The sequence below is a fragment of the Variovorax sp. ZS18.2.2 genome (genome assembly GCF_024701975.1).
Taxonomy (GTDB): domain Bacteria; phylum Pseudomonadota; class Gammaproteobacteria; order Burkholderiales; family Burkholderiaceae_C; genus Variovorax.
Window position 1 is genome coordinate 97,370 of the sequence record NZ_JANLNM010000009.1, and the last position, 15,315, is coordinate 112,684.

17 protein-coding genes are annotated in these 15,315 nt (G+C 67.9%); 6 read left to right on the forward strand and 11 right to left on the reverse strand.

Features of this window, described 5'->3' with window-relative positions; all coding sequences use genetic code 11:
• Positions 1–53 precede the first annotated feature (53 nt).
• From NU688_RS27790 to NU688_RS27810, 5 genes are all read right to left on the reverse strand, one after another.
• On the reverse strand, positions 54–596 hold the full coding sequence (locus NU688_RS27790; RefSeq protein ID WP_257864071.1) for a dual specificity protein phosphatase family protein: 543 nt from the start codon (positions 594–596) through the stop codon (positions 54–56).
• Positions 593–1,087, reverse strand: coding sequence for a hypothetical protein (locus tag NU688_RS27795; RefSeq protein WP_257864072.1), 495 nt, complete (start codon positions 1,085–1,087; stop codon positions 593–595). The genes NU688_RS27790 and NU688_RS27795 overlap by 4 nt, the downstream gene beginning before the upstream one ends.
• On the reverse strand, positions 1,084–2,226 hold the full coding sequence (locus NU688_RS27800; RefSeq protein WP_257864073.1) for a glycosyltransferase: 1,143 nt from the start codon (positions 2,224–2,226) through the stop codon (positions 1,084–1,086). The genes NU688_RS27795 and NU688_RS27800 overlap by 4 nt, the downstream gene beginning before the upstream one ends.
• A gap of 118 nt (positions 2,227–2,344) precedes the next feature.
• Positions 2,345–3,802, reverse strand: coding sequence for a nicotinate phosphoribosyltransferase (locus NU688_RS27805; RefSeq protein WP_257864074.1), 1,458 nt, complete (start codon positions 3,800–3,802; stop codon positions 2,345–2,347).
• A 65-nt stretch (positions 3,803–3,867) separates the two neighbouring features.
• A complete protein-coding gene (locus NU688_RS27810) occupies positions 3,868–4,938 on the reverse strand; it encodes a bifunctional nicotinamide-nucleotide adenylyltransferase/Nudix hydroxylase (RefSeq protein WP_257864075.1) in 1,071 nt (356 codons plus the stop codon).
• 81 nt (positions 4,939–5,019) lie between these two features.
• Between NU688_RS27810 and NU688_RS27815 the strand changes: the two genes are divergently transcribed.
• From NU688_RS27815 to NU688_RS27835, 5 genes are all read left to right on the forward strand, one after another.
• Entirely contained in the window at positions 5,020–5,853 is an 834-nt protein-coding gene (locus tag NU688_RS27815) for a pseudouridine synthase (protein ID WP_257864076.1), read from the forward strand.
• A gap of 10 nt (positions 5,854–5,863) precedes the next feature.
• On the forward strand, positions 5,864–6,973 hold the full coding sequence (locus NU688_RS27820) for a winged helix DNA-binding domain-containing protein (protein WP_257864077.1): 1,110 nt from the start codon (positions 5,864–5,866) through the stop codon (positions 6,971–6,973).
• A gap of 121 nt (positions 6,974–7,094) precedes the next feature.
• Positions 7,095–7,751: a response regulator transcription factor gene (locus tag NU688_RS27825; RefSeq protein WP_013544025.1), complete on the forward strand. Its 657-nt coding sequence runs from the start codon at positions 7,095–7,097 to the stop codon at positions 7,749–7,751.
• Positions 7,752–7,803: 52 nt separating this feature from the next.
• On the forward strand, positions 7,804–9,198 hold the full coding sequence (locus NU688_RS27830; RefSeq protein ID WP_257864078.1) for a HAMP domain-containing sensor histidine kinase: 1,395 nt from the start codon (positions 7,804–7,806) through the stop codon (positions 9,196–9,198).
• 125 nt (positions 9,199–9,323) lie between these two features.
• Positions 9,324–9,662 (forward strand): hypothetical protein, encoded by a 339-nt coding sequence (locus NU688_RS27835; protein ID WP_257864079.1) that lies wholly within the window; start codon positions 9,324–9,326, stop codon positions 9,660–9,662.
• 28 nt (positions 9,663–9,690) lie between these two features.
• Here the strand turns inward: NU688_RS27835 and aqpZ are convergent, their stop codons facing one another.
• Positions 9,691–10,398, reverse strand: a complete 708-nt coding sequence (gene aqpZ, locus NU688_RS27840) for an aquaporin Z (RefSeq protein ID WP_257864080.1) — start codon at positions 10,396–10,398, stop codon at positions 9,691–9,693.
• 180 nt (positions 10,399–10,578) lie between these two features.
• Entirely contained in the window at positions 10,579–11,589 is a 1,011-nt protein-coding gene (locus NU688_RS27845; RefSeq protein WP_257864081.1) for an NAD(P)-dependent alcohol dehydrogenase, read from the reverse strand.
• A gap of 101 nt (positions 11,590–11,690) precedes the next feature.
• Between NU688_RS27845 and NU688_RS27850 the strand changes: the two genes are divergently transcribed.
• Complete coding sequence (locus NU688_RS27850) at positions 11,691–12,611, forward strand: LysR substrate-binding domain-containing protein (protein WP_257864082.1); 921 nt, start codon at positions 11,691–11,693, stop codon at positions 12,609–12,611.
• A 96-nt stretch (positions 12,612–12,707) separates the two neighbouring features.
• Here the strand turns inward: NU688_RS27850 and NU688_RS27855 are convergent, their stop codons facing one another.
• The 4 genes from NU688_RS27855 to NU688_RS27870 form a co-directional block, all read right to left on the reverse strand.
• Positions 12,708–13,232 carry a hypothetical protein gene (locus NU688_RS27855; RefSeq protein WP_257864264.1) on the reverse strand — a complete coding sequence of 175 codons (525 nt, stop codon included), beginning with the start codon at positions 13,230–13,232 and terminating at the stop codon, positions 12,708–12,710.
• A 79-nt stretch (positions 13,233–13,311) separates the two neighbouring features.
• A complete protein-coding gene (locus NU688_RS27860) occupies positions 13,312–13,995 on the reverse strand; it encodes a hypothetical protein (RefSeq protein ID WP_257864083.1) in 684 nt (227 codons plus the stop codon).
• Positions 13,992–14,831, reverse strand: a complete 840-nt coding sequence (locus NU688_RS27865) for a hypothetical protein (RefSeq protein WP_257864084.1) — start codon at positions 14,829–14,831, stop codon at positions 13,992–13,994. The genes NU688_RS27860 and NU688_RS27865 overlap by 4 nt, the downstream gene beginning before the upstream one ends.
• Positions 14,828–15,313, reverse strand: coding sequence for a hypothetical protein (locus tag NU688_RS27870; protein WP_257864085.1), 486 nt, complete (start codon positions 15,311–15,313; stop codon positions 14,828–14,830). Before NU688_RS27870 ends, NU688_RS27865 begins: the two co-directional genes overlap by 4 nt.
• Positions 15,314–15,315 lie beyond the last annotated feature (2 nt).

The window sequence follows — 15,315 nt, forward strand, 5'->3', positions numbered from 1 at the left end:
ATCGGCCACGGGGCGGCCAGTATAGGAGCGGGGTGCGAAAGCTGCAGGCGCCTTCAGGACACCACCGGAATCACCGGGGCATGGGCCAATGCATGGCGCATCTTGAGCGGGTCGAGCCGCTCGATGTAGCGCGGGATGTTGCGCCACAGCGTGTGGTAGCCGTAGCCGCCGCGCAGCATCTCGTGGCGTGCGCTGTCCTTGTCCCAGTCCTGCACGGCCATGCGGTAGACGGCAGCCACCACGCCCGTGCGGTCGGCACCGTGCATGCAATGGATGAGCACCGGCCCCTGCTTCTCGGCCTCGCGAATGGCGACCAGTGCACGCAGCACCTTGGCATCGTCGATGGACCAGGTGTTGATCGGCACGCGCACCAGCCGGATGCCGCTGCCCGCGAACACCTTCTTGTCGTCGTTGAACGACCGCAGGCTCACGATGGTGCGGATGCCCAGCGACTGCAGCGCCGCCACGTTGGCGCGCCGCGGCTGTGCGCTGCGGTACAGCGTGGGCGTGATGCGGTGCAGGTTCTCGACCTGCAGTTCGTCCAGCGGATCGGCCCAGTGGCCGGGGCGCAGGTCGTCGACCTTTGTTGCCGTCATCGCGCGCGACGACGCCAATGGCGCACCGTGAGGATCAGCGCCGCCACCGCGAGACCGCCCCAGTAGTCGACCGGCGCGCCCCACAGCCAGTGCTTGTGCCAGAACGCGTCGACCGGGTTGAAGCGCGCCCAGCCGAAGGCCGGGTTGATCATGAACCACATGAAGTCTTCGCTGACCCAGAACACGATCAGCCCCGCGACGGCGAACCCCACGTTGCGCCACGTCCACCGGCCGTTGAACGCCAGCGGCGAGAAGAACACCAGCGCCATGAAGGTGAACACCCAGGCGTGGTAGCCGGTCATCGCGCGGCCGCCCCAGAAGATGTCGAGCCAGATGCTGTTCTCGATGCGCCAGGTGGGCAGCGACGTGGCCCAGCCCGCGCCGCCTTCGATCTGGATCTCGGCGTTGGCGAAGAAGAAGGCCATCACGACCACCCACAAGAGGTAGCCCAGCGTGCGGCCCACGCCGGTTTTTTCGACCTCGCCGCTCACGCTACGGCACCCAGCACGTGCTGCAGCACGGCCCGTGCGGCCTGCGGCTTGCCGAGTGCGCGGCTGCGCGCAGCCATGTTCGCGAGCTTGGCGGGGTCGGCCATCAGGCGCGCGACCTTGTAGTCGAGGCCGATGGCGTCGTAGGCGAGCCACGCGGCGCCTTCTTCCATCAGGAAGCCGGCGTTGTGTTCTTCCTGTCCGGGAATCGGCGAGATCAGCAGCATCGGCTTGCCGAGCGCCAGGCACTCGGACACGGTGAGGCCACCGGGCTTGGTGACGACGAGGTCGGCCGCGGCCATCAGCTTGTGCATCTCGTTGGTGAAGCCCACGGCCACCACGCGGCCCGGATGGCGCGCCGCCAGCGCCTGCAGCTTGCCGTGCGCTTCCACGTTGCGGCCTGCGACCGCGATGACCTGGAAGTTGCCCTCACCACCGAGGCCGAGCACGCGTTCGACCATGCTCGGCAGGTCGCCCACCCCGGCACCGCCCGAGGCCATCAGCAGCACAGGCCGCGACGGATCGAGACCGAGTTCGGCGGCGCAGGTGTTGCGCGCGAGCGCAGGTGCATCGGGTTCGGAAAACGCCGGCATCACCGGAATGCCCGTCACGTGGATGCGGTCCGCGGGAATGCCGCGTGCGCGCAGGCGGAAGGCCACTTCTTCCGTGGCCGCGAGATAGCCCGCCATGCCGGGAATCAGCCACATGTTGTGCAGGTCGTAGTCGGTGATCTGCAGCCACACCGGGTAGTCGATGCGCCCACGGTTGCGCTCGCGCATCAAGAGCTCGGCCGGCAGGAAGTGCGTGCAGATCACGGCATCGGGCTTCTCGCGCCGGATCTCGCGAACCAGCGCGCCGGTGCTCAGCCGCTCGATGCCGCGGCGCAGGCGTTGCGAGGGCGCGTGGTGCGGCGTGGTGTCGGTGCGCTGGTGCAGGTACGACCACAGCTCGGGCGCGCGGTTCACGAGCTGGATGTACCAGTCGGTGTAGACCTTGCGAAAGCCCCCGGCCACATGGGCCATGGCGTCGGTGTGGACCGCCGTGCAGGGCGGGGCGAGGGACTGAGCGGTGGCGGCAAGCGCCTGTGCTGCACGCACGTGGCCGTTGCCGGCGCTCACGCTGAGGATCAGGAGTTTGGTCATGGATTCGGCTGTCTGGGCGGATTATGGACATGCCGTGTGGCACCGCCCTGGGGCCTGCTGTTCGGGGCGGCGCTCACGCCGACGGTGGCCTGTGCACGCGCCCCGAAGGATCACCGCGTCAAAGCGGCGCCCGCGAGGTGACGAACTGGTTCACCCCGATGGCGGCCCGCTCACGGATCGCATCGAACGTGGTGTTCGTGACGATGCGCCCGTTGTCGAACACCGTTTGCAGCAGATCGACCTGGCCATCCGCAAGCGCCTCTTCGCGCAACGTCTGCACCTCGCCGCGCGCGTTCCGCACCAGGGCAAGCCGCCCCTTCTTCGACGCCTTGCTCACATCACCCACCGGCGACTTGTAGACATCGCGCCACTCGCCGTTCACCTGCATCGCCGAGCACTTCATCGCCCATTGCATGGTGTCGCGGTTGACCTGCTGCAACAGCCCGCCGCCCATGCCGAAGGAGATGTTCTCCGTCGAGAAACCGTTGTGGAAGAAGTTCGACAGGCACAGCCGCAGCGAATCGAGGTTCACGCCATCGCCCTGGATGATCCGCACGTTGTTCAGCACGCGGAAGCCCTTGGCATTGGTCGTAGTGCCGAAGCGATCGGCCAGGATCTGCGCCACCTTGAGCGTGGTTTCGGCCGGCTCGCCCGAGTCGGGCCGCACCACCAGCGTTGCGCCCGAGGCCACCACCTTGGCCTTGAGCTCGTCGCCCCAGATGCGGGCGCAGGCATTGAAGATGTCGTAGCTGTCGCTCACCACCGCGAAGGTCGCGCCGGGCTTGCCGAACTGGTCGACCATGTTGCTGTAGGCGTCGGCTTCATGGTCGCGGCCCCAGCCCGTGATGGTGCTGTGCTCGGCCGCGGGAATCGAGAAGCCCGCCACGTCGCAGTCGTAGTAGTGACGAGCCGCCACCAAAGCAGCCAGCGTGTCGGTGCCCATGAAATTGACCAGGTGGGCCATGCCGCCGAGCGCCGCCGATTCGAGGCTCGACACACCACGCGCGCCGAAGTCGTGCAGCCTGAAGGCGATCTGGCCCTGCGGGTCGTCGCAGGTCGCTTCGAGGTACCGCAGCAGCGTCGTGCGCGCAGCGGCCGAGAGCGTCGCGACCGTGGTCGGATACCAGATCGCGCGCAGCAATTCGGTTTCGAGAAAACTCGTGACCCAGAAGAATTCGGGGTCGGTGTTCTCGATGGTCGCGAGTACGTTGTGCACCGGCAGCACGCTGCCTTCTGGCACGGCGCGGATGCGCACCGGCATCAGCCCGCCGTGCTTCTCGATCAGTCGGAGCCACCCTTCGCGGTTGAAGGGCTCGCCGTGCACGGCCATCAGCGCCGCGGCTTCGTCGACATCGGCGAGCGTCACCGGCGTCTGCAGATATTCGCGCAGGTACGCCTGCAGGCCGAAGAAGAGCGAATGGCTGAAGAGCCCACCGCGCGATTCGATGTAGCTGTGCACGGTCTGCGTGCCGGGCGGATATTGCATCCAGTGCGACACCTTGTAGGAGTCGGTGCGCAGCAGGAGGTTATTGCCCAAACGTGTGGAAATAGGCGAGGAGGTGAGGTTGCGGTTCATGTGAAAGCTCCTTTCACGTGGGCCCCGTCAACCGGAGCCCGTTCTTGCTGACAAAGCCTGGTCGTTCAGTTCTTGCCCAGGCCACCCAAAAAATGATTCGCGATGAAGTAATGGTCTTCGTAGATGCGGTCCTGCATGCCGAGGAACTCGGCGATCGGCACCCAGCGCACCTCGGCCGCATCGTCGTCGGCGCGCACGTCTGAAAGGCCCGCCCACTGGTTGTGCGCCAGCTCGAAGAAGAAGCCGTGCGTGATCGTGCGGCCGCGCTGCGAGCGGTCGGGCGCATCGAACACATGGCTCGCCTTCATGCTGCCGTTGAGCACGGGCACGGGCACCTTGAGCCGGGTCTCTTCCTTCAGCTCGCGGATGGCCGCTTCCTGCAATCGTTCGTGCTGGCCGACAAAGCCGCCCGGCAGTGCCCATGTGCCCTTGCCGGGATGGAACTTGCGCTGCACCAGCAGGATGTGGCCGGCCTCGACCACGATGGCATCGACCGTGGTGTAGATCGGCGGAAAGTCGCTGCCCGCATAGCGGTACTTGTCTCGGTAGTCGATGAGGAAGGCGCGCTCTTCGCAAAGCTCGGCGTAGTCAGCAGTGGTGGTGAACTTGTCGAGAAAGACCGCGGTGCCGTCGGGCAGGTCGGCCGGTGCGAGCTGGCCGCGGTTCTCGGGGTCGAAATAGAGGCTGCGCACATCGGTGGCGTTCAGGCTCTCCACGCTGTGCTGCCCGACGAATTCCCAGTGCGGGAAGAGCTTGAGGTAGTAGCTCGAGGCGTCCTTCAGGTGCCCGACCAGCGCGACCTTGGCCTCGCCGGGCGCGTGGCCGTCCTGCTGGATCAACCGGTCGACGGCCGACTGGATCGACGCGATCCAGAGCTGGTCGTTGTAGGGCGAGTCGCCCACGCCGACGACGCTCACGCGCATCTGCTCGGTGCCGCGCAAACAGGCGCGCACCATGCGTTCGCGTTCGTCGAAGGTGAAGGGGTTCTTGACGCTGCGGGGCTTGCGGTCGGAGCCGACAACCACGATGACCCGGTCGGCGGCGCGAAGGCCTTCTTCGATGAGTCGTTGGTGACCGAAATGGACGGGCTGGAAACGCCCGATGACGATGGCGTACTGAAACTTGCGTGTGCTCACTTGGGAATCCCCCAAAATTGGCGCAATCAACTTGCGCTTGGGTTCAGGATAGCATCGGTGCCGCACATTGATCAACCCCTGATGACCGAGCCCTCCACTTCCCCCAACGCTCCCGTGCGCCTCAACAAGCGCATGGCCGAACTCAAGATGTGCTCGCGCCGCGAGGCCGACGAGTGGATCGCCAACGGCTGGGTGAAGGTGAACGGCAAGCCGGCCGAGATGGGCGTGAAGGTCACGCCGTCGGACCGCATCGAGATCGACAAGGCGGCCAAGGGCCAGCAGGCGAACCAGGTCACCATCCTCATCAACAAGCCCATCGGCTATGTGAGCGGGCAGGCCGAAGACGGCCACGAACCGGCGGTCACGCTGTTCACACCGCAGAACCGCTGGGTCGATGACAACGCGCGCTTCTTCTTCAGCCCGCAGCAGTTGCGCGGCCTCGCGCCCTGCGGGCGTCTGGACATCGATTCCATCGGCCTCCTGGTGATGACGCAGGACGGCCGCGTCGCGCGGCAGTTGATCGGGGAAGACTCGGTGATGGAGAAGGAGTACCTGGTGCGCGTGGCCTACCACGGCCTGGGCCAGCCCGCGCCCACCGGGCAGCTCATCCGCATGGACGACGACGATCCCGTCACGCAGAACGTGCAGGCGGTCTTTCCGCCGGCGATGCTCGCGAAGCTGCGGCATGGCCTGAGCCTCGATGGCCAGCAGCTCAAGCCCGCGCGGGTCGAATGGCAGAACCCCGAGCAGCTGCGCTTCGTGCTCACCGAGGGCAAGAAGCGCCAGATCCGCCGCATGTGTGAGCTGGTCGGCCTGAAGGTGGTGGGCTTGAAGCGCGTGCGCATCGGCAAGGTGATGCTCGGCAACCTGCCCGTGGGGCAGTGGCGCTACCTCGGGCCGCACGAGAAGTTCTGAGCCCTTGCTGATGGCCGCCCTGCTGAGCCAGCGCGCGCTGAACCGGGCCACGCTGGCGCGGCAGATGCTGCTGGAGCGGCGCAAGGCGACGGTCGTCCAGGCCATCGAAAAACTGGGCGGCCTTCAGGCGCAGGCGCCGAACCCGCCGTACATCGGCCTGTGGAGCCGGCTCGAAGGCTTCCGCCGCGAACAACTGACCGATGCACTGAAGAAGCGCCGCATCGTGCGCATGTCGACGCTGCGCGCGACCCTGCACCTGATGGCCGCATCGGACGCGCTGGCATGGCGCCCGTTGCTCGAGGCCGTGCATCAGCGGGGCCTGTCGGGCGAGCATTCGCGGGCCCTTGAAGGCATCGACCGTGCCGCCGTGGTGAAGGTCGGATGGGCGCTGCTGGAAGAAGGCCCGCTCACCAATACCGAACTCGGGCAAGGGCTCGCGGCGCACTGGAAAGACCGGGTGCCCGCCTCGCTCGCCGCACTCATCCGCAACAATGTGCCGCTGGTGCACCTGCCGCCCGCGGGCAGCTGGAACTCGCACCAGAATGCACGGCTGCAGCCCATCGGGCAGTGGCTCGGCGAATCTGCCGCCGATGTCGCTTCCGCCACGCAGGACGACCTGCTGCTGCGCTACCTGGCCGCCTTCGGCCCCGCCACGCTCGCCGATGCCGGCGCGTGGTCGGGCCTCACCGGCTGGAAGGCGGTGGCGGAGCGCCTGCGCCCGCAGTTGCGCGTGTTCATCGGCGAGCAGGGCCAGGAACTGTTCGACCTGCCACGCGCGCCGCGTCCCGACCCCGATTCGCCCGCACCGCCACGCCTGGTTGCCGAATGGGACAACCTGCTGCTCTCCCACGTCGACCGAAGCCGCGTGATGAGCGAGGCGTATCGCGCCCGCGTGTTCACCGTCAACGGCATCGTGCGCGGCACGGTGCTGCTCGACGGCTTCGTCGCGGGCACCTGGAAGATCGAGCGGGCGAAGAACACGGCCACGGTGGTGCTGGAGCCCTTCTCGCGTTGGTCCAGGGCCGACCGGCTCGGCGTGCAGGAAGAGGCGATGCGCCTGCTGGCCTTTGCCGCGGACGGTGACGGCGAAGGCGAGCGGCACGACGTCCGCGTGCTGTGACCCTTTCGCCCGCACGGCGCCTAAGCCCGGCCTAAGACTCCGCCCCTACGCTGCGCCGCGGCGCAGGGCACTACCGATCATCCCGATCACGTGCTACCTTGCGGCCCAAGGAGTCGCTGCAATGCGCGTGCTTTTGGTGGAAGACGACGAAATGATTGGGCGCAGCCTGAAACAGGCGCTCGAGGGCGCGGGCTGGTCCGCCGACTGGGTGCGCGACGGCGAACTCGCGCAGAGTGCATTGGGTGACGGCGGCTACACCTGCGTGCTGCTCGACCTGGGCCTGCCCAAGCAGGACGGCACCGACGTGCTGCGGCGCGCACGCGAACGCGGCGATGCGACACCGGTGCTGGTGCTTACCGCGCGCGACGGGCTGGACGACCGCATCAACAGCCTGGACCTGGGTGCCGACGACTACCTGCTCAAGCCCTTCGAGTTCCGCGAGCTGCTCGCGCGCATGCGGGCCATCGTGCGCCGGCGTGACGGTGCGGCGCATTCACTGGTCGGTAGCGGCGTTCTGCAACTGGACCTGACGACGCGCGAGGTGCTGGTGAACGGCGCGCGCGAGGCGCTTACCGCGCGCGAGTTCGCGTTGTTGCATGCGCTGCTGGAGCGGCCGGGCGCGATCCTTTCTCGCGAGCAGCTGGAAAACCGCATCTACGGCTGGGGCGAGGAAGTGACGAGCAACGCGATCGACGTGCTGATCCACGGCATGCGCCGCAAGCTCGGTGCCGAGTCCATCCGCAATGTGCGTGGACTCGGCTGGCGCGTGGCTGCATGAGCCACTGGGCCGCCCCAAGGCGAATAGCGCAGCCGAAGGCGGAGGTGGCCCAATGAACACGGCGCCGGCCCCGCCCGCCGAACCGATCGCGCGCAAGGCATCGCGTCGCCCGAGGTCTGTGCGCACGCAATTGCTGCTCTGGCTCATCACGCTGCATCTCGCGGCGGCGGTGCTCACGGGCTGGTTCACCTTCATCGCCTACGGCCACCTGGTCCACAACGCGCTGGACGACCAGATGCGGCTGGTGGCCGAATCCTATGGGGGCGGCGATCCGCAGAAGACGCCGCAGCCGCTCAATACCGACGAGATCTTCGAGCACGGTGCCATCGTCGTGCAGATCTGGAACACCGACGGCACGTTGCGCGCCACGTCGTGGCCTTTGCTGCCGGTGGTGCTGCAGCCCCAGCCCGGTTTCAGCGATGTGGATGTCGGCACGCGATTGCGCGCGAACTGGCGCGCCTACACCGTCGAGCCCGGCACCCGCGCCGACCAGCCGCGCGTGCAGGTGCTGCAGAACGAGGACTATCGGCAGCGCCGCGTGCTGAAGCGCGCGCTGCTGGAAGGCCTGCCGATCGCGGTGCTCCTGCCGCTGACGCTGCTGATCCTCTGGCTCATCGTGTCAGCGGCTTCGCGCTCGCTGCGCGCGGTGGCGCGTGACGTGGCTTCGCAGGACGAGCGCAGCCCCACCGAGCTCTCGCTCGCGCGCGTGCCGGACGAGATCGCGCCACTGGTGACCGCCTTCAACAACCTGTTGTCGCGCGTGCGCAGTGCCTTCGCCACGCAGCGGCGCTTCGTGCAGGACGCGGCGCACGAACTGCGCACGCCGATGGCCGCGATCGGCCTGCAGATCGAGAACCTGCGCGCGCATGTGCCGGCCGGCGAAGCCACCGACCGCTTCAACCAGCTCGAAGCCGGGGTCACGCGTGCGCAGCACCTCATCGAGCAGTTGCTGAGCCTCTCGCGGCAGGACGCGCCGCAGCGCGCCATGGCACGCGAGTCCATCGATATCGAGGTGCTGCTGCGCGAAAGCGTGAGCCAGCTGATGGTGCTGGCCGATGCACGGCGCGTGGACGTGGGCTTCGAAGGCAGCATCACGCCGGTGGTGTCCGCGCCCGCGGCCGAGTTGCGCAGCGTGTTCGACAACCTGATCGACAACGCGCTGCGCTATGCGCCCGAAGGCGGCGTGGTCGATGTGCGGTTGCACGAGGTCGAAGGCCATGCGGTGGTCGACGTGCTCGACAACGGGCCGGGCATTCCACCGTCCGCCATGGGCCGTGTGTTCGACCGGTTCTTTCGCGTGCCGGGCGCGGCGGCCGGCGGCAGCGGACTCGGGTTGGCGATTGCACGAACCGCCGCCGAGCGGAACGGAATGCGCATCGAGCTGCGCAACCGCGACGATGGCCAAGGGCTCATGGCGCGCGTGCATCTGCCGTCATCGCCCCGCTAAGTCGCAGCTAACTCTTCGCTCACTCTCATCTCAGTCGGGGTGCCTAGAGTGCGTTCAGGTCCTGCCACGCGCAGTTCGCGCGATGGCACGAGACCGGAGACAACCTGCCTTCAGGAGAACACACCATGCGCACTTCCTTCAAGCTTCTCGCCATCGGTTCCTTCGCTGCGCTCGCAACGCTGGGCACCGTGAACGCATCGGCCGAAACGACCGATGGCTCCGACTTCCATCCGCTGCAGATGAACTCGGCCGAAAAGCCCGAGGTTCAGGCCGGTGCGATGGCTGCAGCGCGTCCGAGCGGCACCGAGTCCGTCGGCCAGTCGACCAGCGCGCCCGCGATGTTGTCGAAGGTCTCGGACACCGAAGTGCAGGCCGGCGCCTATGCCGCCTCGCACCCCGCCGGCACCGAGTCGATCGGCCAGTCGACTGCGCTGCCGCTGGTGAAGTCGGCCAACGGCAGCTGATTGCGATCGTCGACGGGGACGGCGACGATCAGTCGTCGTTGCCGTTGCTGAGCAAGGCGCGGTAGATCACCGCGCCGATGATCGCGCCCACGATGGGTGCGACCCAGAAGAGCCACAGTTCCGACACCGCATAGGACGGCCCGAACAAGGCCGGGCCCGTGCTGCGCGCCGGATTCACCGACGTGTTGGTCACCGGGATCGAGATCAGGTGGATCAGCGTGAGGCACAGGCCAATGGACAGGCCCGCGAAGCCGCCGGCTGCGCGCTTGGCCGTCGAGCCCAGGATCACGATCAGGAACACGGCCGTCATCACCACTTCGCACAGCGCGGCGGCGTACAGGCCGTACTTGCCGGGCGAGTGTTCGCCATAGCCGTTGGTGGCGAAGCCGCCGATGTCGGCGCCCGGCTTGCCCGTGGCGATCAGGTAGAGAATGCCGGCCGCCGCAATGGCGCCGAGCACCTGCGACACGATATAGCCCGCGAGCTGCGAGGCCTTGAAGCGACCCGCGGCTGCGAGGCCGATCGATACCGCCGGATTGAAGTGGCCACCGGAGATCGGCCCCAGCGCATAGGCCCCTGTCACCACCGTGAGACCGAAGGCCAGCGAGACCCCGAGCAGGCCGATGCCGACACCCGGAAAGGCCGCGGCCAGAACTGCGCTTCCGCAGCCTCCGAGCGTGAGCCAGAAAGTACCAATGAACTCGGCCGACCACTTTTTGTAGGTACTGTGTTCCATAACGCTCCATCCTGAAGTTGAGAAAGCGCGCCTGGCCCAGGACCAGGCGCGGGCGCATTCTGAAACGAGAAATGGAGAGCGTCGAGCACTGCGTTGCGATGAACGGAATCTCTTCACGGATCGCGTAATTTTTGTGCGATGCCGCAACTGCGTTGCATGTGAACGGAAGGACTCAATACCTCAGAGCGTGATGACGATCTTTCCGAATGCGCCGCGTTCCAGGTGATCGAGCGCGGCAGGCAGCGCATCGAAACCATACTGCGCCGCGATCACCGGCTTGAGCGTGTTGATGTCGATGGCGCGCACCAGGTCTTCGAGTGCGCGCCGGTGGCCGACGCCGATGCCCTGCATCGTCACGCGGCCGAGCACCATCGCGTAGAACGATGCGCTCAAGGTCTCGCCGCCGAGCATGCCGATGATCGACACGCGCCCGCCCTGCTTGGCGGCCTGCAGCGAGCGATCGAGGTGGGGGCCGCTCGACAGTTCGAGCACGTGGTTCGCGCCGCGTCCGTTCGTGAGCCTGCGCACTTCCGCAGGCCAGTCATCGCCCCGCAGCAGCACATGCGAAGCGCCGAGCGCGAGCGTCTGTTCGCGCTTGTCTTCGCTGCCCGTCACCACGATGGCCTGCGCGCCGTGCAGTCGCGCCAGTTGCAGGCCGAACAGTGCGACGCCGCCGGTGCCGTGGATCAGCACGGTCTCGCCCGCGCGCAACCCGCCGGTCTCGGCGAGTGCGAACCATGCGGTGAGGCCCGCGCACGGCAGCGTGCTTGCTTCGGCCAGGCTCAGCGTGGCGGGCGCCGCGACGGCCCAGGCTGCGTCGATCAGCACATGCGATGTGAGCATGCCCGGCCCCGGGCCGCCGGCGAGCACGGCCTCGCTGTGCCAGTGGCTGTCGATCCATCCGCCCCAGAAGGTGTTGACGACGCGGTCGCCCGCGGCAAAGCGCTTCACTCCGAGGCCCGTGGCGATCACCGTGCCCGCCATGTCGGAGCCGGGCGTGAAGGGCATCTCGAGCTTCATGCCCATGCCGTCGCGAATCATCAGCAGATCGCGGTAGTTGAGCGATACCGCGCCGACGCGCACGAGGATCTGGCCCGCGCCCGGCACGGGCAGCGGCGCTTCGGCCTGCTCGAGATGGGCGCGGCCGAATTGGGGAAGCTGCCAGCGGCGCAGCGTCTGGGGTTCTTGCATCGAAAAGGCTCCACGGGAAACAGCAAAGCCTGGATGCTATTGACGATGAAAACTATCCGGTGGTGGATAATTTTCATCTTGATGGCGCTTGAAAGTATCCAATGAGCCAACGCCTGCAGGGCATCGAGGAATTCGTCGCGGCGGCGGAAGCGGGCAGCTTCGCGCTCGCGGCGCAGCGGCTGCATGTCACCCGTTCGGCGGTTGCCAAGAGCATCGCGCGGCTCGAGGCGCGGCTGGACACGCGGCTGTTCCTGCGCACCACGCGCAGCCAGAGCCTCACCGCTGAAGGCCACGGCTACTACGAGCGCTGCCGCCGCGCGCTGGCCGAACTCGACGCGGCCGAGGCCGTTGCCGACGTGGCGCGCAGCAGCGCAACAGGCCTCGTGCGCCTGAGCATGCCGGCGATGCTCGGCCGGCTCAAGGTCGGACCGCTGTTGCTGGCGCTGGCGCGCCGGCATCCGGGGCTTTCGCTCGAACTCGGGTTCAGCGACCGGCGCGTGGACCTGGTCGAAGAAGGGCTCGATCTCGCGATCCGCAGCGGCGAGCTCGCCGACACGTCGGAGCTGATCGCGCGGCCGGTCGGCGTGCAGTGGATGGCGCTGTGCGCCGCGCCTGCGTACCTTGCCGAGCGCGGGCATCCGCGCGGCATCGATGCGCTCCAGGCGCCGCAGACGCCGCACGAGGCCGTGCTCTATGCGCGCGACGGGCAGGTCTCGACGTGGCGCTTTCACGGTGCCGACGGCCGGCTCATCGACGTGACGCTGCCTTCGCGTCTGCGCTGCGACAGCGCCGAGGTGCTGCTCGAAGCGGCCATCGGCGGCATGGGCCTGGCGCGCCTGCCCGCCTGGCTCGCGGCCGATGCGCTGGCCGCCGGCACGCTGGTGCGCGTGTTCGAGGAGCCCAAGCCCTTCGGCTTCGAGCTGAACGTGATCCGCTCGCGCAGCCGCTACCTGCCGCTCAAGACGCGCGTGGTGATCGACTGGCTGGCCGAGCACCTGCCGCCGCTGCTGGTCGTGCCGTGATCGCGGTGATTCGCAGCGTGGGCTCTATCCTGCGGATTCAAACAACACACAGTCCCGAGGAGAGGAGCTGCTCTTTGCACGAAGCCCCGGGGTGAACTATGAACACGCCTTGTTGTGCGAGGCGTGCATGCCTTTGGCCTTGGCGTCGGCCTCGCTCAGGTATTCGCCCTTTTTCGTCTTGCCGTAGTAGCGGTCGCCCATGCAGTGGTAGACCTTGGACTCGTCGTTCGCCCACACCTTGCCGGCACCGCCACCGGGTGCCGCGGCCATCTTGGTGAGGTCGGGTGCGCCGGGCGTGCGGGTCGCGGTGCCGGTGCTGGGCGCGACACCCGTCTTGCTGACGGCGGCCGACTGGGTTTCGACCGCGGGCGTCGCGGCAGCTGCGGGCGCGGTGGTGGCTGCAACTGCCGGTGCGGCCTTCGCGTCCGCCGTCTTGCCGAACCACGTCTTGATGCCCTTGTGGCCCCTGCAGGCGCCTGACCTGGCGTCGGGCGACGCATAGCTGTCGTCCTTGCACTGCACCGTGGTGCCGGCCGGCGCATCGGCGGGCACCTGGGCCTGGGCCGCGAAGGCGCTCATGCCGAGGCAGGCTGCGGCCAGCAGCATCGTGTGGCGGTTCATCGTCATTGGGGGCTCCCGGTTGGTGGAGCGCGCAGCTTCGGCGTCCGATCCCAGCGGAAGCTGACCAACCGCCTGCAGATCAGGGCGTGCTGGCCGTGAACGTGACCTGGCCGGTGTAGGTGCCGGCAGTGCGGCTGGCCGAGTTCAGGTACGAGAAGGTCCAGTTCGCGTTGCGCAGCGTCACCAGGTTGTTGAAGCTGGTGCCGATCACGGTCACGCCGGTGCCCGTGCCGGTATTGGGGATCGCCGGCGCAGGCAGGTTGGCGTCGCTGGAAAGGATGGTGATTTCCGACAGGGGAATGGTGTTCGCACCATTGGCGAGCGGCGCCGTCGCGGTGGCGCGCAGGATGACCTGCCCGGCATTGCTGCGCACCTCCACGGGCAGCACGTTGCCGTTGGGCGTGACCGTGAAGCCCGGCGCCGCGCCGCTCCAGTTCACCGCCGTGTTGTTGCCGGCGGCCGGCGTGGTGGGAACGCCCGGAATCGAGGGTGTGAGCGTGAAGCCCACGGTGCTGGTCGTGCCGCCGGGCGTGGGGAAGTTGCCGTCGCCGATGCGAAAGAAGATGAACTTCTGGATGGCGATGGTGAAGTCCAGGTTGGCCGAAGTGCTGCGCGGAACATTGGTGCTGGTGGCCGACGTGCTGGAGTCGGCCTCTGCGGCGGGCATCGTCGCGGCGATGCCCGCCGCGCAGGCGAGCGCCGCCACGCCGCGAACGGCAGCGCGGGTGGGGCGGGTGCGTCGTATGTCCGCGCGCAGCGTCACTTGAGCTCCGCGTCCACCTTGAAGCTGCCCTTGTCCCAGTCCAGCGTGCCGCTGGTCTTCACGGGATAGACGGGCTCCGGCGCGGGCTGGCCGTTCTCGGCCTTGGGCACCAGCGCCAGCGTGCGGGTCTGGCCCGGCAGGATCGGCGTGCCCTCGGGCACCAGCTCGAAGGCGCGGCCCTTGCTGTCTGTCGCGTCCAGGCTGCCTTCGAGGCGGCCGTGTGCGTCGCCGGTGTTGGTCACGGTCACGATGGTGCGGCGTTTGCCGCCGACCTCGCTGCTGGCGATCTGCTTCATCTCGAGCTTGGGCTCGGCGCCGTCGAGCATGAGGTACACGGCCACCGCGATGCGCCCGGTCACCGGCAGGCTCAGGCTCGCGCCCCCGCCCTGGATGATGGTCTGCTGCGCGGGCTCGGTGCCCTCGATGGCGATCATGAAGCGGCACTCGCCGCGCGGCGAACCCGCCGGCGGATCGATCTGGAAGCGGAACGATTTCTTGCCGCGCGCGGGCACCGTCACGCTGCGCCGCTCGAGCGCGACCCAGGGCCGGCAACTGCCGGGCTGCAGGTCGTCGTGGTAGGTGATGTTGCCGTCGGCCGAGTAGCTCCAGTCGATGGTGCGCACCGACACCTCGGTGGGGGCCGGCGCGAGGTTGTGGATGTCCAGCGACTGGCCCAGGCGCACGCCGCTCTTGCCGGACACCTCGAAGCGCGAAGGGGAAACGGCGATCTCGAACGGCGCGGCCGCCACGGCGCCGGCGCATGCCAGCAGCAAAAAGAACGAGGAGGCGCGCAGCCATTGCGGCAGCGCGCGGGTGTGAAGAAGAAGCTTGTTCATGGCAGGGTCTCGATTTCGAAGATCGATTCGAAGCTCAGGGAGGCGCCCGATGGCAGGCGGAGTTCGCGCGGATCGATGCGCAGTGTCAGGTCGAAGGTCTCGTTCATCCACGCCGTGGCAACGGTGCCGCTCCAGACCGGCACGCGCTCGCCCGGGCGGGCGGTGCCGCTCGCGAAGGCGCCGTTGCCGCGCCATTGCACCTGCAGCCCCGACGGAGAGCGCAGGCCCGGGATGCCCGCGGGAATCACGTAGAAGATGCGCGCGCGCCGGCCGATGTAGGGCACGGTCGCGAGCCGGTATTCGATGCGCCCGAACGGCAGGTTGAAGCTGGTGCCGTCGATGGGCTGCGCGTTGCGGAAGTCGCTGTTGACCTGGGCGCGCGGCGAGGTGGAGTCGTCCAGCCGTGCGACCAGCGCGCTGGCCGGAAGCGCCAGGCACAGCAGGAGGCCGGCGCATGCGGCGGTTCTCAGGACGGCGTGCATGC

Bases quoted from the DNA above. Each gene is read 5' to 3' on its own strand.
- NU688_RS27790 (WP_257864071.1), bottom strand. From the start codon at position 596: ATGACGGCAACAAAGGTCGACGACCTGCGCCCCGGCCACTGGGCCGAT.
- NU688_RS27800 (WP_257864073.1), bottom strand. From the start codon at position 2,226: ATGACCAAACTCCTGATCCTCAGCGTGAGCGCCGGCAACGGCCACGTG.
- NU688_RS27805 (WP_257864074.1), bottom strand. From the start codon at position 3,802: ATGAACCGCAACCTCACCTCCTCGCCTATTTCCACACGTTTGGGCAAT.
- NU688_RS27815 (WP_257864076.1), top strand. From the start codon at position 5,020: ATGACCGAGCCCTCCACTTCCCCCAACGCTCCCGTGCGCCTCAACAAG.
- NU688_RS27820 (WP_257864077.1), top strand. From the start codon at position 5,864: ATGGCCGCCCTGCTGAGCCAGCGCGCGCTGAACCGGGCCACGCTGGCG.
- NU688_RS27825 (WP_013544025.1), top strand. From the start codon at position 7,095: ATGCGCGTGCTTTTGGTGGAAGACGACGAAATGATTGGGCGCAGCCTG.
- NU688_RS27830 (WP_257864078.1), top strand. From the start codon at position 7,804: ATGAACACGGCGCCGGCCCCGCCCGCCGAACCGATCGCGCGCAAGGCA.
- NU688_RS27835 (WP_257864079.1), top strand. From the start codon at position 9,324: ATGCGCACTTCCTTCAAGCTTCTCGCCATCGGTTCCTTCGCTGCGCTC.
- aqpZ (WP_257864080.1), bottom strand. From the start codon at position 10,398: ATGGAACACAGTACCTACAAAAAGTGGTCGGCCGAGTTCATTGGTACT.
- NU688_RS27845 (WP_257864081.1), bottom strand. From the start codon at position 11,589: ATGCAAGAACCCCAGACGCTGCGCCGCTGGCAGCTTCCCCAATTCGGC.
- NU688_RS27850 (WP_257864082.1), top strand. From the start codon at position 11,691: ATGAGCCAACGCCTGCAGGGCATCGAGGAATTCGTCGCGGCGGCGGAA.
- NU688_RS27855 (WP_257864264.1), bottom strand. From the start codon at position 13,232: ATGAACCGCCACACGATGCTGCTGGCCGCAGCCTGCCTCGGCATGAGC.
- NU688_RS27865 (WP_257864084.1), bottom strand. From the start codon at position 14,831: ATGAACAAGCTTCTTCTTCACACCCGCGCGCTGCCGCAATGGCTGCGC.
- NU688_RS27870 (WP_257864085.1), bottom strand. From the start codon at position 15,313: ATGCACGCCGTCCTGAGAACCGCCGCATGCGCCGGCCTCCTGCTGTGC.